Annotated in this window: 14 protein-coding genes; 6 read left to right on the forward strand and 8 right to left on the reverse strand. The window is 37.9% G+C overall.

Features of this window, described 5'->3' with window-relative positions; all coding sequences use genetic code 11:
• The 8 genes from H5187_RS08585 to H5187_RS08620 form a co-directional block, all read right to left on the reverse strand.
• On the reverse strand, window positions 1–5510 hold a 5510-nt coding region (locus tag H5187_RS08585; protein ID WP_182797719.1), incomplete at its 3' end, for a conjugal transfer protein TraG N-terminal domain-containing protein.
• A 3-nt stretch (window positions 5511–5513) separates the two neighbouring features.
• Window positions 5514–6923, reverse strand: coding sequence for a conjugal transfer protein TraH (locus H5187_RS08590; RefSeq protein WP_182797720.1), 1410 nt, complete (start codon window positions 6921–6923; stop codon window positions 5514–5516).
• Window positions 6923–7930 carry a conjugal transfer protein TraF gene (traF, locus tag H5187_RS08595; RefSeq protein WP_182797721.1) on the reverse strand — a complete coding sequence of 336 codons (1008 nt, stop codon included), beginning with the start codon at window positions 7928–7930 and terminating at the stop codon, window positions 6923–6925. The genes H5187_RS08590 and traF overlap by 1 nt, the downstream gene beginning before the upstream one ends.
• Before the next feature lie 178 nt (window positions 7931–8108).
• Window positions 8109–8627, reverse strand: coding sequence for a hypothetical protein (locus H5187_RS08600; RefSeq protein WP_182797722.1), 519 nt, complete (start codon window positions 8625–8627; stop codon window positions 8109–8111).
• A gap of 94 nt (window positions 8628–8721) precedes the next feature.
• Window positions 8722–9303, reverse strand: a complete 582-nt coding sequence (locus tag H5187_RS08605) for a FlhC family transcriptional regulator (RefSeq protein ID WP_182758828.1) — start codon at window positions 9301–9303, stop codon at window positions 8722–8724.
• Between the two features lies 1 nt (window position 9304).
• Window positions 9305–9625 carry a hypothetical protein gene (locus H5187_RS08610; protein WP_182758829.1) on the reverse strand — a complete coding sequence of 107 codons (321 nt, stop codon included), beginning with the start codon at window positions 9623–9625 and terminating at the stop codon, window positions 9305–9307.
• A 250-nt stretch (window positions 9626–9875) separates the two neighbouring features.
• Window positions 9876–10232 (reverse strand): hypothetical protein, encoded by a 357-nt coding sequence (locus H5187_RS08615; RefSeq protein WP_182797723.1) that lies wholly within the window; start codon window positions 10230–10232, stop codon window positions 9876–9878.
• 3 nt (window positions 10233–10235) lie between these two features.
• Entirely contained in the window at window positions 10236–11279 is a 1044-nt protein-coding gene (locus tag H5187_RS08620; protein ID WP_182797724.1) for a ParM/StbA family protein, read from the reverse strand.
• 1327 nt (window positions 11280–12606) lie between these two features.
• On the opposite strand from H5187_RS08620, the gene H5187_RS08625 reads away from it, so the two are divergent.
• The 6 genes from H5187_RS08625 to H5187_RS08650 are packed head-to-tail and all read left to right on the forward strand — an operon-like array spanning window position 12607 to window position 20060.
• Entirely contained in the window at window positions 12607–13107 is a 501-nt protein-coding gene (locus H5187_RS08625; RefSeq protein WP_182797725.1) for a conjugative transfer protein MobI(A/C), read from the forward strand.
• Entirely contained in the window at window positions 13097–13846 is a 750-nt protein-coding gene (locus tag H5187_RS08630; RefSeq protein WP_182797726.1) for a hypothetical protein, read from the forward strand. The genes H5187_RS08625 and H5187_RS08630 overlap by 11 nt, the downstream gene beginning before the upstream one ends.
• Complete coding sequence (gene mobH, locus H5187_RS08635) at window positions 13846–16338, forward strand: MobH family relaxase (protein ID WP_182797727.1); 2493 nt, start codon at window positions 13846–13848, stop codon at window positions 16336–16338. The genes H5187_RS08630 and mobH overlap by 1 nt, the downstream gene beginning before the upstream one ends.
• Window positions 16331–18352, forward strand: a complete 2022-nt coding sequence (gene traD, locus H5187_RS08640) for a conjugative transfer system coupling protein TraD (protein WP_182797728.1) — start codon at window positions 16331–16333, stop codon at window positions 18350–18352. The genes mobH and traD overlap by 8 nt, the downstream gene beginning before the upstream one ends.
• Entirely contained in the window at window positions 18343–19431 is a 1089-nt protein-coding gene (locus H5187_RS08645) for a hypothetical protein (RefSeq protein ID WP_182797729.1), read from the forward strand. Before traD ends, H5187_RS08645 begins: the two co-directional genes overlap by 10 nt.
• Window positions 19428–20060, forward strand: a complete 633-nt coding sequence (locus tag H5187_RS08650) for a hypothetical protein (RefSeq protein ID WP_182797730.1) — start codon at window positions 19428–19430, stop codon at window positions 20058–20060. The genes H5187_RS08645 and H5187_RS08650 overlap by 4 nt, the downstream gene beginning before the upstream one ends.
• Window positions 20061–20341 lie beyond the last annotated feature (281 nt).

The raw sequence follows: 20341 nt of genomic DNA on the forward strand, positions 1-20341 counted from the left end.
GTAGCCGCCGTATTCAGCGGGGCATTGCCTGTACCAACATCGGTAGCTTTCACGTTTTGCCCATTATCAGCTTGATCTGCATTTAGTGAGCTTTCACTGCCAGCCTGAGTATTGTCAGCTTTTGGTTGAGTAGGCTCAGTCACTTGCTGAGTCGCGTTAGCTTGAGCCGTTGAAGCCGTAGCCGCCGTATTCAGCGGGGCATTGCCTGTACCAACATCGGTAGCTTTCACGTTTTGCCCATTATCAGCTTGATCTGCATTTAGTGAGCTTTCACTGCCAGCCTGAGCACTATCTGCCTTTGGTTGAGTAGGTTCATTCACTTGTTGAGTAGCGTTAGCTTGCGAAGTTGAAGCCGTAGCCGCCGTATTCAGCGGCGTATTGCCTGTACCAACACCAGTAGCTTTCACATTTTGTGCATTATCAGCTTTTGGCTTTGGTGCATCAGTCACTTGTTGAGTAGCGTTAGCTTGCGCAGTTGAAGCTGTAGCCGCCGTATTCAGCGGGGCATTGCCTGTACCAACATCGGTAGCTTTCACGTTTTGCCCATTATCAGCTTGATCTGCATTTAGTGAGCTTTCACTGCCAGCCTGAGTATTGTCAGCTTTTGGTTGAGTAGGCTCAGTCACTTGCTGAGTAGCATTGGCTTGAGCTGTTGAAGCCGTATTCAGCGGCGTATTGCCTGTATTAATCTCGTCAGCTTTAACGTTTTGCCCATTATCAGCTTGTTCACCATTTAGTGAGCTTTCACTGCCAGCCTGAGCACTATCTGCTTTTGGTTGAGTAGGCTCAGACACTTGCTGAGTAGCATTGGCTTGAGCTGTTGAAGCAGCACCCGTATTCAGCGGTGCATTGCTTGTACCAACATCGGTAGTTTTCTCGTTCTGGGCTTGTTCACTATTTAGTGAGTTTGCATTATCTACTTTTGGTTGTGTAGGCTCATTCACTTGCTGAGTCGCGTTAGCTTGCAAAGTTGAAGCAGTAGCGCCTGTATTCAGCGGTGCATTGCTTGTAGCAGCATCAGCTTTCACGTTCTGAGCGTTATTAGCTTTTGGTTGTGTAAGCCCATTAACTTCTTGAGTGGCGTTAGCTTGAGCAGTTAAAGGAGCAGCACCCGTATTAAGTGGCGCCTTACCTTTACCAACATCGTTAGCATTCGCGTTCTGATCGTTATCTACTTTTGGTTGTGAAGTATAACCATCATTAGAAGAAGTATTTCTTGGGACAGAAGAAGAACTATCAACGCCTTGTATCTGTTTTTCTGCCGCTTCATCACTTACTTTTGACTGATTAGTGTTAGTTTGTGAATTTACATAATTCAATAGACCAGGAACACCAACTGCGAATGCTGATACACCCATAGATAATGGTATTTCGCTATTATCAAACTGAGCTGTATTTGAAGACCCTTCAGGTGCCTCAGGCGGTTTAGCACTAGTATTACTAGTCGGATTTACACTAGATGGCTCTTTACTCTCTATAGGTGACATATAAGCATCACCTTGCTTATAGGAATAACCATTGTCCTTTTCATTTTTATAAACAAATGAACCATCTTCATTTTGTGATTGTAAAGTAAATCTACCGTTATCTGTCTTGAATGTTGATACAGGTGATTTACTAGAGCTTACTTCCGTTGGTACATCGACATTATTTGTTTTTTGTATTTCATTCCCGTCAGAATACGGTGAAAGGGATGAGAGACCCAGCCTATTATATGCTTCATTAGCTTGATTAAGAATATCGTTGAAGTATGGTTTAAAGTTTTTTGGTAATTCTTCGTCTGGTATTGAGTCCAAAGCACCCCGAAGTTCATCAGAGTTTTGATAAACACTTCTTAATAAATTGTTGTCTCCGCCCCTCAACATTTTGTCTATAGTTACATCATTCATATTAATATAAGGATTACCCGGAACGGTTTCATTTCTGTCAAGAAGTGAAGTAAATGCTTTAGCTGCTGATGTTGAATTATAACCTTCTTCATTAGAACTCATTATATGTGCTGCATTTTCTTTGAATGAATTCAACGCAGCTGTAGGAGCTGATTCATCTTTATCATAACTAACACCAGTACCAAATAAGGTATTTTTATCCGCTTTATCAACCCCATTTTTGTATGATTGATTATTGTTTATAAGATCGACTTTGTTGGCTTCATAAGGGAATTGAGCCCCGACAGTACCACCTTTACCGGCCATCAAGCCCACTGCATCCATTGTAGATGCATAGCTAAAACCATTTTTACCACCCATTTCCATTACACTGTTAATATCGCGACCTAGGGATGTATTACTTAACGCTTGCTCTCCAGCTTTAAATGCTAATGTAGAGCCGCTAAATTCATCTAACTCGCCAGCACCTAAACCTACAATAAAAGAGTTGTTGCCAGATTGTGTATTAGTCAAATAATCAGCTGCATGTGACATTTGTGCTATTGATTTCATATCATCAAATGAAGCTATGCCGGTATTCACGCGACCAAACATATCTTGGATCTCAGAAGGCGATTTTGTATTCAATGCTTGAGTACCTTCATAAACACTCTTTTCGTCATAGCCTAATTCAGCAGCTCTATCAGCAGCAAATCGCGCAAATTTATCTTCTCCTTCAATCTGCCCGAACGCCCACATTGCACCGTTTAACTCTCCGCTTTTAATTCTATCGATTACATCTTGTTGGTCACCACTTAATAAAGTATGACCTTCAACACGTTTCATTGCATCAGCTTGTTTTTCAGTCATTGCCCCGTATTTTTCTTTTGAATAGTCACTTTCAGAAGGAATATCATTTTTAAAAGGCTTATCAAACTTGGACGTTTTAATCGCATTTTCGGCCTGTTTAGCATTAGAAGTATCTGTATCTAATCCTAGTAACTCAGGGGAAGCATTTTTTATCACGCCACCATCTGCTGTAGTTTCATCAAGTTTACGGTAAGAGTCATTCATCATACTTAGCGCATTAAGCTGAGATGGTGTTGCGCCATTTGATTGGGCATTGTCGGATACAACTTGGCTCCAATCAGCAAGCATATCTGCTTGGCTGTTAACATCATCGATAGACTGCGGTTGTTTTGCTAATATGTCGTCAAGTATAGACAGCATACCTCCGTAACCTGCTTGCGCTGGACCTGCTAACTCAGCGCCTTCTTTTTGATATTTATCTTTGAGGTAATCTTTTTTACTATCAACTGAGCCACCAGCATCATTACCCACTAATGATTTAACTTGATCGTCGGATAGACCATCAATATAAGTATCTAAAGATTTGCCATCTACAAGGGGTGCTAAAGCTTCATTATTTAGCGCTTGACTAAATTTAAGACCATTACTTGAGTTATACATTTCACCTAAGTTAGTTGAAAGTTCTCGTGATTGTGCAATTTGCTCTTGTAATTTATGCCCTTTATTTAAACTTTCTTGAAAACTTTCGCTTTGTTGATTTGATTCGGAAATATTGTAAGCACCTTGCTCACTATTAGTTGTTTGCCCCTTGTGGCTTTCTGCTACATCTTCCAGAAGCTTTTGGGCTGAACTATCTTTAATACCAAATTTAGTCATATCCATATTTGATAAATTTGATGAAACGCTTGCGTTCACACCAAGCTTAAAAGGAGTAGGAGCACCACCTATCGCAGAATAATCTTTATACGTATTAACGCCGCCAGCTACTGAAATTACTGCTTGCCCCATAATTTGGAATGCGGCTTGGCTAGCTGCATCGGAAGAAATATTTTGGCCTTCTTCGAGTGACCTTTTCAATGCAACGGTTTTTTCGGCCGTATTCATATCACTCCAAGTCTTGTTTTTTGATCCTGCAACTACATCTGCGTTTTGTTCAAGCGACGCCATAGCAGTTGATACAGTCTGCTCATATGCTTGGGTTTTTGATTGAACATCTTTCTCGGCAATGGATATTGAATTACCTAATGAATTATTAATACCAGAATCTATATTTACGTTTGCAAAACGACCCGAATCACTTGATTTCACGTTAGCTTCAACAGCTCCAGTGCCAGCGTTGTATGTATTGCTGTGCGTACCCATACTTTGCGCACCATCAGACCACGAACTTGATAACCTTGGCGCAATATTTGTACCATCAACACTGCCTTTACCAGTTGGATTAACTGAACTCATAACACCCATTAGTGAGTGAACACCACCGTAAAGTAAAAACATTGCAAGCATTGGTATTGCAGCGGTTAATGCCGAAGCTACACCTAAGAACCCTTCAACTTCCGATATTACAGCGGGCATAGCTCCCATTGAGAATGGGTCCATCTGAGCGAAACTAGTAGATACTGAGAATGCTTTTTCTGCTGCTTTATATGTAAACAAATCAACAAAAACTTTAATGAAACCCCATAAGTTAACGAACAAGATAAGGTACATGTATTTGCCTATCATGGCGAAACCAGCGCCCCCCATAACAGATAATAGAATCATTACAGGCCCAATAAAGAACGTAAACATTTCAAATACAGAAATCATTGGAATCATGTAGTTCATGAACAAAGAGCGTTCACCTGCTTGCTCGTACAAACGTTTTTGCATTGACTCAAAGACCATTTTATTAACCCACGGGCTATCTTGGCCTTGTAGAGCCTCATAAGTATGAAAAGCAAGAAAACGACCAGCCATTACTTCATATGGATTAGGGCTGGCCATACCACCACCAGTCAAAAGGCTATATGCAGCAGTTATAGAAGGAGCATCAACACCGCGCGCTTCATAATAACTAGAAACCATAGTAGGGAATTTACCCGTATTTATATGGGCGTATATCTTGTTATAAGCCACGTCACACGATAGATACTCTCCATCAGGACTATTATTTAAAAATATTCTAGTGTAGTAGTCAGGGTATGTAACCTTAATTTTATCAATTACCTTGTCTAATCTAGCTGCATCTAATCCACCCATATTCCCATTTGGATTACCTGTACTTAATAGCTGATCAGGTATATAGCAATCATTTATATAATTTTTGATAGATGTCTTAAAATCGTACTGTCCCGGATGATCTAAGGAGTTTATAACGGGTGACATAGGAATAGAATGGAGTCTTACAAGTGCTCCTAATGGATCTGCGGGTGCATTACTGCCCATTGAAGGTGTTGTGAAGTTATTTGCAGCTAAATCACGTAAGCCACCAATTAAATTCGTACCAGCCCAAGAAGGAACAGCTACTAAGAACGGTACATTTGAGACAGTCCGAACATCAAGCGAACTAGTTGAAACTGATTGTAGATGAACAGTAAAACGCGGGGATAGAGGGCCTACAAACATAATAAAGCCCATAACGCCGAAGACAAACTCTTTAAAAGGGTAAGGTGAGCGTTCTGGATCTAGAATATACTTAAAGTATGATAGAAATAGAGTTAGGAATATTAAAACTCCTGCACCAGTTTGTATTTGATCGTAAGTCGAACCAGCGTTAAACATACGGGCTACAGCAACAAGAGTATCATTCGCAAACTCTAAATCACCTTGTAAATAAACATTTAAGTCCATATATCACCCTTTAGTCTGTTTGGTTATAGCAGAGATTTGCACTACTGTTTGGAGGGCTTGGGTGCTCTCTGTATTACTTGCATATATCTTTTTGCTTACAAGCTCATACTGTTTGCTAAAGTCTCGGTATGCAATTTCATACTCCTTTTTTAAAGATGTACCTGAGTTATACATATTTTCTTTAGCCGAAGCGGTCATTGCATAAACTTTGCTGACTTGATTAAAAATTTCCTCGTTTATTTGTCTCAACAACAATGTAGCTGCATAGTTCGCAATATCGTCTATGTTTATATGGTTCTCTTTAGCAAATACTGCCCAACGTACATATGGGAAAGTGAATATTTTAGCAAAGCGCTTCTCCTCTGCGTTAAGAGGTGTTTGACTTAAATATTTAGCAAAAATACCAGGGCTACCTGCTTCTCCAACAAGTCTCGCTTTTACTACCATCTCTAATGGAGTAAAGCTCACTGTTTCTGTTTCAACATTTAAACAGCGATATTCGCCACCTATAGGAATAGTTTCAGTTCCACAACTTCTAATTTTTATCGGTACAGCTGTTTTCCCAAAAATGAAATCTGAATAATTAGCAGGTCCAGTGTTATCAACTCCAGGTTCTGCATCTACTTCAGTGGCACCATTTTCAAACTTAATAACTTTGGTACCTAATAAAGTCATTAACATAGATGCCATTTTTTTCTTCTGCGTATCACCTTTGAACTCAAGCGCATCCAAAAAAGGTGTTGATGAAGTTGGGTTTAATAAGGTAACAGCTTGATAGACTGAATTACCTTCAAGAGTTAGCTTTCTGGTGTTTAAATCTTTCTTTTCATTTGTATTTTTATCGCCAAGAATAGAACCAGCCCAACTAGTAACAGAACCAACTTTTGAGGCCATATCGGAACTAATAAGGCTTTCTTGCATTACCAACCTATCTTCACCAACATACTCGTTATTAGCTAAGAAGGTTTGAGATTCAGCGCAGGCATTTCGAGCCAGTTCATTAAATCGCTGTAATTTATTTTGTAAGTTTTCCATTTCTGCAGCACATGTTGAGCAGATATTATTAATTGCTAGTTTAAAAAAGTAAGAAGCTGCACCTTGAGCTACCGCTCTACCAACTTGAACTAGCTCGTCGCCAGATATTAGACCAAACGAACCTCCGTATAGATCTACGCCACCACAACCTACGGATATAGATGGACTTTCTAATGAAACGACATCAATTGTAGGCTGATTCCAACGAGCAGAAAATTGACCTAACCCCCAGTTATTGCCACTAGCAACGTCAACTTGATATGGACCTAAATCATTTTGATACGAATCAAATAAGTCTTTCATTTCTGCATTAGCATTTAGAGAGCTTGTTAACATGCACAAGCTAACAAAAATTCCAATTTTTTTTAATTTCATCATTATTCCCCAGAAAGAGAGTTAAATAATTGAGCACCTACTGGCTTAGAATCAGCTAATTTCGATTTAAGTATTTCAGCTAAATAACCAGGGTCATTCTCAATTAATTCTGCATCAGCTAACATAGTTCCATCCGTATCGGTCAGCACATTAATCTCCCGAACGTTTTGAGTTTGTTGATACTGTTCATCGGTAATTACATTTTTTAATCGGGCGGATAAAAGAATACGATCTTGCATTAGAGGTAACGTAGTTAAGCCTTCACCTATTTTGGTGAAACCGCTACCGTCATTAAGAGCCATAAACATGGTTGGTGTGAACTGAACGCCAAAGCGTTCAGCAACATTTGTTGTATCAACCACGACTTCAATATCTTCCATGTCGGGCAATACTGACCCATCCATTGAGATACCAAGTACATTCATACCAAAGCGTATTTTTAATTCTTTTAATAACGGAAGTTGTTTTTTGCAATAGGCGCAATTAGACGAGAAGAAAAACCATAAATGAGACTTTTCATTGATTGCACTAATAACATTGCTTATGGCTTTTTTTGTGTCATCTTTAAATACGTTTAATGAAAACGTGGACATAGGGCGACGTTTTGATTCATCTAATTCAGATTCGAACTGATTAAATTCCATTGTTTTAGTAGCAAATCGTGAGCTAATATCGAGCATATAACGCTGCACATACATGTAGCGTGCAATGTTTTCCCTCGTTGGGTTATTAATAGCGGCTTCTTGATACTCAGGTATTTTTGATTTGAGCCAAGCAACATCTAAGCGTACTTTTTCTTCTTTTTTCTCTTCTTCTGGCTTAGTTTCAGCTGCTGGTGCTGCCGGCTTTTCTTTTTCTGGCTCATCTTCAGGTTCTACAGGTGGATCTTCAAACCAATACCACCCTCTGTACTTATCGCCATAAAAAGGAGAGTTTGTTGAAGTTGATGATGCAGCTGAAGCATTAAAGCAAGTTGCAAGTAGTAAAGTAGCTAATATAGTGTTTTTCAAAATGACCCCCAATATTCAATTGAGCCATTTTCTTATTAATATAGGAAATTTTGAAATATTAGAGAGTACAAATATGCCACCTCTAATCATTCAACAGCCAAAAAAGGAGGAGGGGAGAGTTAATCGAAGAAATAAATAATTATGTAATAAAAAAGAGGCTTATGAGCCTCTTTTAAAATTATAAAAATTGATTTGGTATTTCACACAATGAAATTGAATTTATATTACCAACATCTGAGATTTGTTGAACAAAATGCCTGGCATTACTTGCTTGCTGAAATCGATGCCATGGAGCAGAAAATGACATTTGTTTATAATACAGTTCCACGCTTTGTGATAAATAAGCCTTAGTTTTTAAGAGTTCATCTGCAACATCACCTTTTAGGCGAGAACATGTTGCCTTTACATTTACGTGATTGAAATAAAAATCAAATCCAGACAAACTTTTATCGAAGTTAGCTACTACTAAAGTTAAATATTTAGGTTTCTCTTTTTGAATTAGCACACCCGCGACATAATGCTTTTGTTCAGCATTGTTGTTTAGCCCAACATTAATTAGTGAAGCCTGCTCATCACCTAGTAAGTTAACAAAATTAATGCTTACTTGTGACTTCTTAGGAGTCATTGGATCAAGCCATTCGACAGCCTGCAAAGGTAGTGTGGCAATAAGAAGTAATGATAAAAAAGTTTTACGCATAAAAAAACAACACCTTGGCACTTGAAATTGCTATTAGTATTGGTTTTCAAATATTAAAAATCAAACTTTTTAAATGCGTCTCTTACATTAACTTTTAAACTTGTTGTCGCTGAGGTAAATTATCATGCATTGGAACGTCAGTTATCTGATCTTCAAATAGCCCATGTTTCTCACGTTTAGCCTTTGGAGCTTTTGCACCAGTAATATGGCACGATGCACAAAGGTTTATGTCAGAGTTGTCATCATAATGAACTACGTAAGACTTAGAACAGCAAGCACATGACGGCATAATACCAAGTAGCTGTTCACGTACTAGTGGGAAAAAGTAAAATATACGAGTAGGGTGAATTTTAGAGTTTGGGTATAATGCATTATAGGCATAGTACATGTTCAATAATTGCACACCAGTTATAGGTCTGTCTAGTTGGGTATCTTTATACATTTTTTTATATAACGATAAAATTCTGTCGGCCATCAGCCGACCTTCAGTATCTTTTACCCAACCACCTTGACCACGACGAAATTGTCTTGAAAAAGGGAGGTCTTTCCAAAAGTGTTTGATATTGTCTTTTCGTCTATGAGACAGAGCAAGTAGAATTTTCTTTTCAGTACCTAACACTGCTAAAGCGCAAATAGCTATTTCATTTTTATAAATATTAGTCAACGATATAGACATTCTATTTAACCTCAGATGCAAATATGTGGTCTATTGACCCTGCTTTTGGTTTGTTTATTTTCATAGAAGCAATAGCTTGAGTTAGGTCACTTGGTGAGCACGCTAATTTGAATAAAGGAACGCGAGAATCTGCATTTTTTAAACATGCAATATCTTGAACATGAGCATTTTTAAGAGCTGTTACAAGTTGTGAATCAATGCCAATGACACCCTCAATATCACAATCAAAATCAATAAGTGATTTAATTATTAATAACAGCTCCACATTGCAATTAAAGTAGTTATTAATTTGATCGGCAAGGTTGTTTGCATTTTCTAGCATTGCTCTAGTTCCGTTTAAAATTATTCTATGATTTTGAATTATAGATTCATAAAAGGAACTTCTCAATAAAAATAACGTCACCACTTGTGACTTAGAGCGAGTTAATTTTTAATTTAGTATATAAATACGAATAGATTCAATGATTAACGAAACATCAACTTAAATTATATGAAGTAAAATAAAATTTAAGAGCATTTTTTTCTAATCGCTTTACAAAATACCCATCCTAAAGTATTGGATGGGCAGGCCTTTAATCGGGACTTGCATTTGAATCTGTAAAATCAAAATTTTCCATGTATCTATCCAAGTAAGGTACGAGGTCAAGTTGATTTTTACCTTCCTCAACTTCTTCTACAGGCTCACTTTGGGTTTTCTCTACAGCAACAGAAGCTTTGTTCAAACTACTGTCAACCAAAGGGTGATTCGGTTGGTTAACTGATAACTTTACCTCCCCTCCATTATTAACTAGACTCTCAAATAACAAACCTTGAATGGCTAACCTAATTAACTCATTAGGGTAGCCAGATAACTGAGAATCATTGACCAAATGAATCCCAAGTTTACTTTCTCTTTTTATTCTCGCTGTTACTTTAATTATACTACTCATAGATTAACCTCTAACGACTTGTTTGCCCGCGTAGAACAGCCCCTCAACAACGGTAGTTAAATTATTTTCTAGTACAATCATTTTATGATGTGGATATTGCGCTCTAATAGCTGGTTCAAAAGTTTTAATTGGTCCACCGAATAAAACAAAATAATCAATGTCATCACCGCTACCTACAATGTTTCTTACATAGTTTGCAGCCGTACTTGTCGAACTATTAATATTACCCGTTACGTCATATTCGATACCGAGATCATTTTCTTCTTTTTTGCAAATTGGGAATGGGTATTCGTAACCTCTAACCTTTAGCTTGCCATTAGTTTTCCAGAAAGCATCATCCACTAAGCGTCTTGATAAGTTGTTAGTTAATGAAAAAGCTTTAGATAAGGTCGGTATAATTTCATTCAATACGGTTGAAAAGCCGTTCTCAGTAGCACCACTTCTTTTTTCAATTGGCGTTAATCCACGAGATGTACATACATCTAGTGTTAAGTATCCGGCATCGACACAAACAACGTTTGCTGTTTTAAAGTTTTTTTCAAACTCTTGTTTAGGTAGACTTGTCGCATAAGAAACTAATCCAGCAACCGGTTGTGGTAACACCATAGTCTTTTTAACTATTCGTTGCTTACCGCCTTTGAAATCATGCACACCTTCTGTTAATTTTATAAGCTCGTTTTTTTTTGACCAATGATTAACAGGTAGGCCAACAACAAGCAAATCAATAACACGATCATGCATTAGTGAAAGACTGCCTTTTAATAATGCTTTATATTGTTTGGAACCAACATAATGATCACTTAAAACATCATCAGAGTCTTGAGCACTTAAATAAGCGTCAGGCCCAACTTCAAAAATGTCGCCATCAATATCGACTTCTACCGTTTCACGCTTACCAATTCCCATATCGGCTTGCCCAATTCGGCTCTCATTAATTCGCCCAACAGAAGAGCTAAACGTTTTTATCACTGGCTTATCGTCACCCGACACAGTAAAACTTACTGTTCCAAACCCAACCTCAGCAGCTCTCACTATCTTCTTAGCCATTCTCTACACTCCTATATGTATTGTTCAGGCAGAGAATACACCCAGTAATTAAAAGCTTTAAATATTAGAGCACCCCAAAATGACACCTCTAAGGTTTAATTATAAAACTTATTAGTTATTAGTTGAGTGAACGATAACCAAAAACACAGACCAATACAAAGCTATAGAACAAAAGTGGCATAAAAGCGGCATAATATGGCAATGTACGATTTATAATATTGGATATGTAAATTATTTACCGACCAGCGGCATGAAAGCGGCATAAAAAGGGAGCAATATGGCGATGCGAAATTTATGGTATTGGGTATGTCAATCGCTTATCGGGAAGTGGCATGAAAGCGCCACAAAAACGGCACAATAAGGCGATGTATAGTTTAGTATATTGGGTAGGTCGATTGCTGATCGGGAAGTGGCATGAAAGAGGCACAAAAGCGGCACAGCATTGCAATTATGACTAAGTAAATTCCATATTGTTCGCATGCAGCTTTAATTGATGAACTGCGCTACTCATTTTACCTTTCCCTCTAATTAAATACATTAGCGCTTTCACAAAGTGAGCTTCATTTCTTCTTGATTGGTATATCCAGCATTATGATTGAGATGCTGAACGATAAAAAAATCGCATATTTATAATAAATAACTAAGCCAAATACGCCTCAATAATTTATAACCACAAAAATATATAGTTTAATACAGCCCTCAATTAATGGGGTGAGATTTTTTTTACGCCCATTTTTAGGGCATTATCCCTAGTCTAAAAAATAAAAAATTATTAAAACTACCCTCAATTAATAGTGCACTTCCCTAGAACCTACCCACAATGGCGCAACTCCATTTATTTAGAGGAATTACGCTAAATTTCATACTTCTCCAAAATTAAAGTTTACGAAATATTAATTCAACAAAAAAAGAAGCCGCCCTCAATTAATAGGGTGAGATATTTATTGCGCCCATTTTTAGGGCAGGATATTAAATTAAATTGATAAAAAAAATTAAAAGCGCCCTCAATTAATTAAGACGTCACTCAAAACGCCCTTTTAGGGCATTTTACAAATCATTCTGTTCTTACCAAAAAAAGCACCAATTAAGCAAACCTCGAAAACTTAATTCTCCCCTAATTAATTGAGGGCAGTTTTGGTTAAACCGCCCGTTTAAGGGCAGTTTGATGAAACTGCCCTCAATTAGATTTTAGGGCATCAATAGTAAAAGAATACCTCACCGGAAGGTGCCCGAAATTTACAGCATGCATTTATACCCTCTGTATTTTTTTTCTCTTAAGGATAATTACGCGAAAATGACATCACGACAGAAACAAGAGTTTTGAAAAATGAACCAAGATGCATTTGAAGTTCGACAGTATTTAACTGATAAAAAAGACGACCTAGCTTTAAAGCTTGATTCGTTAGTGGATGGATATTGGGGTGTTTGGCGAGACATTAATAGACAAATCATAAGTCAAGCCGCTAATCCGGACCGAACCGATAAAGTCGGCAAGGTTGCACCGAGCATTCGCATATACAAAACCAAAAACCATAACCGAGTAACGCTCAGGTGGCGAATTTACGAAAACAGTTGGGCAAGGCTCAATGTTGCTAAAAGCAATAAGCAGACACTTCGCTACGCAAAAGAACTCAAGCGGAATAAAGATGGCACAACAAGTCGATTCCAATTAGTGAAAAACGCTGAAAGCTGGGAAGTTAGTTTAATTGATGAATTCCTAATTAAAGCGGAACCAATTATCACGCTTATTAATATGATTCATCAAAGCTTAAAGCTACTGAACAACACAAAAACTTTAGAAACTGAGGAGATACAAAATGCAGACTAAAACTGAAAATTCAATATCAGCTGAACATGTCAAGAATGAACAGGCGCAAAGAGCGGCCACAAAGCATGCTGGAAAAATGAAAACAATCACTACCATGATTAAGTATGAAACAGACCACACACATTCATATTTAAAGCTTAACGAGCATAAAATTCTAAATGCATTCGAGCGCTTAGCTGCAATTTTACGGATGGCAAAAACCTCTAGCGTTGCGTACACAAGAATAAGTGAATGGCATAGAGATATTAATTTAAGTCTTGCTCAAGCCCAGCTGGATACACTTCATGAGCACCGAGTAGAACGTGAGAAAAGTTTACCGGTTATGGGTGACCTTATAATTAATACTCCAGAAAGTTACGCCATGCAATTTGAAGTGTCTCACCCAGTAGGACTCACAATTACTCAGTTAATTGTTGCCGTGGACAAAGAGTTAAACGCAATTGAAAAATTATTTATGTTTGGTGCTTTAGATGATCTTGAGTATGAGCAAGCATGCAAACAGGCAGCAGCAATTGTTACTGGTGTAACTGACAGAATAATGAAAGTGACTTCGCCGGGTAAACGCGAAGGAGGCCAATTTAATCCGCGTTACTATTTGGAATTTTTGCGTGATCCACAATTTAACATGCTTTCACTGTGTGACATTCCTTATGAGGTAGCAAAAACAATACTGACTGAAGAACAATTAGTATTAATTGTTAAAGCCAAAAATGAAGATAGTGAAAGCAAGGTAGCATAATGTCATTTGTATCCACCATGAAAATGCTATTTGGTTTATCCACTTCTACTAAGCCGGTTAACGGTGACGTAGAGGTTCTTAAAGATAAACCTAAGCCGATCCACTTACAGACCAATGTAAGTGGAGAAATTTATTTGGATATTTATAACAGGCCAGTACACGATGCTGAAGCTCAATTTTACCCACCTAAAGTAAATGGTTTGAGCGTGTTTTGTGTAGACGCCATTTTAAAGCGCTATAAAGACCAAATTATAGCGCTTGAGCAACACGTAGATATTGGGTTTCATAGAACCACTGAGGATGGTGTTAATCTTTTTGACGCGCGTTATTTGAGTGTAATTCGCAAGCTAGCGGAATATGTTCACATGCTTCCTGCATCTGAATACCACCACCATTCACAACCAGGTGGATTATTTCGGCACTCGCTAGATGCAGCTTTAATCGCTTTGCGTAAAGCAGACAATCAATTGCCTCCGACCGTTGGTAAAGTGGACTTAGATGCACAACGTCGTGTCCGTTACATGTATGCAGCGTGGGTTGGGGCGCTTTTACATGATACAGGTAAAATTTTGACAGATATGCAGGTGAGTGCGTATACAATTTTTGATGATGAAAAAAATATAAGTGTACCAATCGCGAGCTGGGGGAAACCAATTAAGCCTTGGATACCACAAATTGAAACTTTAATTGAATGGGCTACCCGCAATAAAGTAGAACGATATTTTGTCCACTTTAGAGCATCTCGTGTACACAAGGAGCACGTGTCTTCAGGTGCCACTCTGTTACCACACATATTAAAAGGAGAGGGGTTAGAGTTCATTATGGACTCCCCAGATGACTTATATAGCAATCTAACGTCTGCACTTAACGGATATGCTCACATCAATGGATACCTTGCCACAGCAATTCGTTTTGGAGATTCAGTGTCAACGGCTAAAGATGTCAAAACAATGGCAACTTCGGCTTTTGGTACCTTAAAAAAATCAAGAATGATGTCTATTGTCGACACGATGCGAAGCCTTAAAAGCAAATGGAATTTTAATGCTGAAAAAAGCCATGCTTTTGTAATTGGAGATTGTGTTTTTATTCGTTGGCAATCAGCGTTTGATGGAATCCTAAAAGCTGCACGGGCTAACCAGTTCGATGCTCTACCAAATGATACAAAGTCACTATTAGGAATGATGGAAGATTTCAGAATAGTAGAGCCATTCGATAAAGAAAATCGCTTTGCGCTATTTGCTATAGGCAAGTTCACTGAACAAGATGTAATAAACATCATTGACGAAACAATCAGCATTAATTGGATTGAGTTGATTAAAGTGGTGTATCGCGAGTGGATATATGATTCTGACCCAGTGCACCCAAACTTAGAAGGTTTACTTTACCTTAGTGGCTCAAACAAATATTTCATTACGAAAGAAGATGGAAGTTTTACAGAGCTAAGCTTTGATACTAAAGCGCTAAGCGAAGAAAAAGAGACGGTAATTGAAGGTACGAACGAATTACATGACAAAGTTAACATTAGCACGACTAAAAAAACCGTTTCCGTTAACAATGGTGTAAACCATGTTGAGGAAAAAACCAGTACCTCCAAAACAGAAAAAACAGTTCCGCCTAAAACTGAAGTAAATCCAGGGGAAAATAAACAAGTCACGGCCAAAAAGAAAAAAATGCCAAAGCCTAAAAAACCGGAAAAAGCGAATGTTACACCAATTCTATTTGAAAACAGCACCGATACCTCTGTAGTACAAACTGAACAGACAACACTTGCAGAAAAAACTGAACAGGCTGTATCTGTGGAAATAAATCAAAAGGCAATACCACCAGCTTTGGAGAACGAAAAGCCTACATTCCACGAGTATGTTTTGCAAATCAATAATAAATGGTACGTAGACGTAAACAAGTACGTTGAAGCCTACAACACTAATCAAATCGAAGCTGGACAAGCGCTATTAAGCAAAGGTTTTATACGGCAAAAACTAGGTAGCTCATCCCTTGCAACACTTGTTCGGCGTCAAAAAGCAAAGTCTGTCGTTTGCTTTGAACTAACACCTTTAGGTCAGTCCTCGTTAACTGGCGCTGTTAAAAGCAGTTCAGAAACCAAAAAAGGTGTTAATACCAATTCACCTAAAGCAAAGAGTGAGACTACTAAGAAAAAAGCCACTGCCGGTAAAGATAAATCTAGTTTGCCTTTGACCGACCCAACAGAGTTTGAATTCACAACAACAAGCATCAAAGGAAGTCTTGGCGAAATCTTGCTAGCTCACAAATTTAATGTAGCTGGTGGTCCAGAACACATAGACATTATATTAAAAGAAGTAGCGTTAGTTAGCGATTCAAGCCCATCTTTTATAAAAGGGATACGTATAAGCAAACTAATCCAATTAATGAAAGCGCGCTATAAACATGACGTAAAAATTAAAGACATGAGTTCATTTGCCATACAAGTCCACATACAAGATGTATCAAATACAGAGGTGTTCAGTGAGTAGTAAATACAATAGAACAGATGGGCGATACGTTGAGTTTCTATTTCGACCTATCTATGAAGTAAACACAGCAATAGCTTATGGCATTGGTGCAATAACAACTCCGTTTATGACTTTAGGTGCATTCCAACCAGGAGCAACCGTTTCATTTGGTATTGCTGGCATACTGGCTGGTGGAAGTTATCTGTATGCTAGGAAAGCAAAACCATTAATAGAGCGTCAGTTAAAACTAAAACTCAATAGAAAAGAGTTTATGGATTGTAAACAATTACGGGAAATCAACTCGCTTGAACCAAGAATAACGAATGACAAATTTGTTGACCCTAGACACAACTTTATGGGGTATGGGTTTGAATGGGGTTCAGAACATGCCAATCGTATTTATCAAGTTATGAATATGGACTCAAAATTAACGGATATAAAGCTTCCATTTTTTCTACGCAAAGCAACAGACGAATTTCAGCATGAAACTGAAGAGCTTGGTGGAAAACCCTTTATCCATGCTGTAGGCGATGAAACAGAAATAAAGGTTGTGGAAGATACTTATTTTGGGCACACACTCATATCAGGAAATATAGGTACAGGCAAAACAACACTATTACGCTTGCTTAGCCTCAACGCTATACATATGGGTGCAAAAGTAAGTTCAGCTCGCTTCAATATAAATGGCCAACAAAATAAGATCAAAAAAAGCGACAAAACAAAAAATAACAGCAAAGTAATCGTCGTTATCGATCCAAAAAACGACACTGACTGGAAAGAGTCTATCAAGCAGGAAATGGAGCAATTAGGTTATGGCGATAGGTTTTTCAGTGTACACCCAGCTGCGCAAAGTGACTCTTGTCGTATACCGTTACTAAAGAACTTTGTACGCGTCTCAGAAATTGCTGACAGAGTAGCGCCACTCATGGGAACTTCAGGGGGTAGCAAAACCTTTGAAGACTTCGCCTATGAACAAATAACATTTGTAGCTGCAGGCATGGAGTACATTGGCACACCTATTCGCTTAACTTCCATTCAAAAAGCGTTGTCTTCAGGGAAAATACCTTTCTGTGAAAAAGTGTTGCGTGTGTTTTTTGAAAGGACACTAGGACCAGAATACGAAACAAAGCTGAATATGGCTGAGTACCTTAAAAAAGGTGTAGAGGCGTGGCAAGTAATGAGCGAATACTATAAAGCTCGTTTAAGCGAGTCGCATGAGAACGCGGCTATTTTAGGTATTATTCAATTAATCGAACATCCTTCTGAGCACTTTATAAAGATGATCACATCGTTACGCCCTGTATTAACGGCGCTAACGTCAAAGCCAATGGATGATTTGTTTTCCCCTATTGATGATCCCGAAAGTGAAGATAAGCGAAGAATAGTAGATTTAGATAACCTCATGGAAAAAGGGGGGTGTCTATATATAAGTTTAGATTCAATGACTGATAATAAAACAGCAGGTTTTTTAGCGCGTTTAATTATGGCTGAGATTGCTGCTGTGTCAGGTCGTCGTTATAACAATAACGACAAGAAAGCATCACGAGTTGCTGTTTTCTTAGATGAAGCACATGCCGCACTTGAAAATAATGACAGCTTATTAAATCTCCTTGCTGTTGGTCGCGCATCATCAATCGAGCTTTATCTTGCTACACAAACAATAAGCGACATTGCAGCTAAAACCGATGAGCCTACAGCCAACAGAGTTTTAGGTTTATGTAATAACTTCATTTCCTTTAGAACAACTGATCCAAAGACCCAAGAGTATGTTGCTGCGCAATTTTCAAAGACAGCAATCACAAAAGTTCAAAATCAAAGTTCATCTGGTGCATCAAGTAGCGAAAGTATATTTGCCTTCAACTCTATGCATGGTGAGCGTTCAGCTAAAGAGATGGATGATTCATTTCCAATGGGCTTAATGGGCGATTTACCAAAACTTCAATACATAGCACGGTTAGCAGATGGCCGAAAACTTAAAATGAGGCTACCAATTGTAATTAACAGCTGCCCAGAGGAGCGAGCCAAATGGTTATAGATAAGTGGCGAATTGAAAACTTTAATGGTTTAACTGCCCAAAAAACATGGCTTTCACTGAATGACATTGAAAAGCAATCATCTAAGAATGAGATACGAGCACGACTAAGTGAAAAAAATCAGGATAAGTTTTTAAAGTTATGCAGTGATAATGAAGCAGTATTGGAATTGGCAAGAAACATAGCGCTGTATGTTGGTTTACAAAACAAGATATACAAAGAACACGTATTTAGCCTCATTATGAACGGCGTTATAGACAATCTTGAAAATACAAAAGTTGAAACTCTAATTCTGGCAGTATCCGAAAAGTTATACCCAATCATTTACGCAAAAGTGTCGGGCAGGCCAAAAGGCCAGCGATTGTCAGCCTCTGTAACGTGGGATTTTACGAATGAAAGTTTATATTCGTGGATTGAAAACAATAACTTTGAGTCAATTTCAACGACTGAACTTAACGTAAAGTTAGAGTACCTGCGCAAAGATGAAGTAGGACTACTCATTTTAAATAAATTCTTTGACGCTGAATCAATTTTAAAATTCATGCATGCAGTTAAAATTAAGACACTGACAAAGAAAGCGCAATTGGTTGATTCAATCGGTGAGTCAAATATTAAAATACAATTGTCGATGATAGATACCATCAACCCGGCAGTAGTAAAAATATGTAACAAAGTCAAAGAGTACATGGGCAACATTGATATATTCAATAGTGGCGCACCTACTTATATATCCATCATTACAACATCCTTGAGCGCGTATTACGCCAAGGCTGAGATACAAGGACAATCGGCTGCGTATTTGGTTTTTTGTGAATATATTTCTAATCAATTAACTCAATTATGTTGCATGGAAATTAAATGTGAAAGTGAGGTGTGGGATTGGACTAAAGAAAGCTTGTGCGCCTGGACAAAAAGGCACCCAAAAGACAATTTAATAACATTGCACACTCCAACTAAAAAGACGAATAAAAAACTATATTTAATTTTCAATTTATTGGTATTTAATCGCGTTGATTTAAGTATTTGGGGAGTGCCGGCCACAGGCAAAAGGCAGGCAATATTTTGGGGGGATGCAGTATGAAGACTGCAATTACAAGTAAGCATACACGTTTAGAAATATTATTACTTCTGTCCTCACTATCGGTGGCGGCTATGCTGCTCATGCTGCTACTAACTGAACCAGACGAATATAAAACGAATGTACTGCAAGAGTCATATCAGATTAAAGATGCGATTTCAGAGAATGATTGGAACGTATTGCATAACGAAACCCTCTTTTTACAAGATAAATGGGTAAATGGGAGTGGGCTATACAAATGGTTTTTATCAAAGTTGATGCCTGAAAAGGACACTGAATGGGATGGTGTCATAGGTAGTACATTCCAAGAAAGACTAGCAATAAATGGGCAGATACTAGCGTATCAAATCGCTTTGCGAATAATGATGTTTAAGTATTGGCTGTTTGTATCACTTCCACTTTGTTTAGCTTTAATTTACGGCTCTGTTAACAGACACAAAGCAAACGCATATAGATTTGGCGGGGCTAAACCTAATTTGGTGCGTTTATATATAAAAATCATTTGGATTTCATTCTGTTTATTTACATTTTTTATGTTAGCGCCGAATTTTGTAGGCGTAGTGCTGCCCTATTTCCCATTTATTTATTTGATAGGTATTGCCCTATTGATTGATTTCAGGAATAATCCGTAATTTCCATAAAGGTACAAGTTAAAATGATTACAAATTTACTAAGAAAATTTAAAAGAAAAAAAGTTGAGAAGTTAGAGTTCCACCTGAAAATTTAACACAGGCCATATCAGAGTTAACATCTACAGTTGAATCTAAGTTAGGACCAGTAGCGAAGGCTTATTCATTTTCACAGGTTTTTAAAACATTCATTATATTTGGAGGCTTCTTAACGCCCATATTAATCAACTGTAAGGCAGAGACATTAGAAATAAATAAGCCTAAGTATGTTTCGCAAATAATGC

The organism is Pseudoalteromonas sp. SG44-1 (genome assembly GCF_014164315.1).
Lineage (GTDB): Bacteria > Pseudomonadota > Gammaproteobacteria > Enterobacterales > Alteromonadaceae > Pseudoalteromonas > Pseudoalteromonas rhizosphaerae.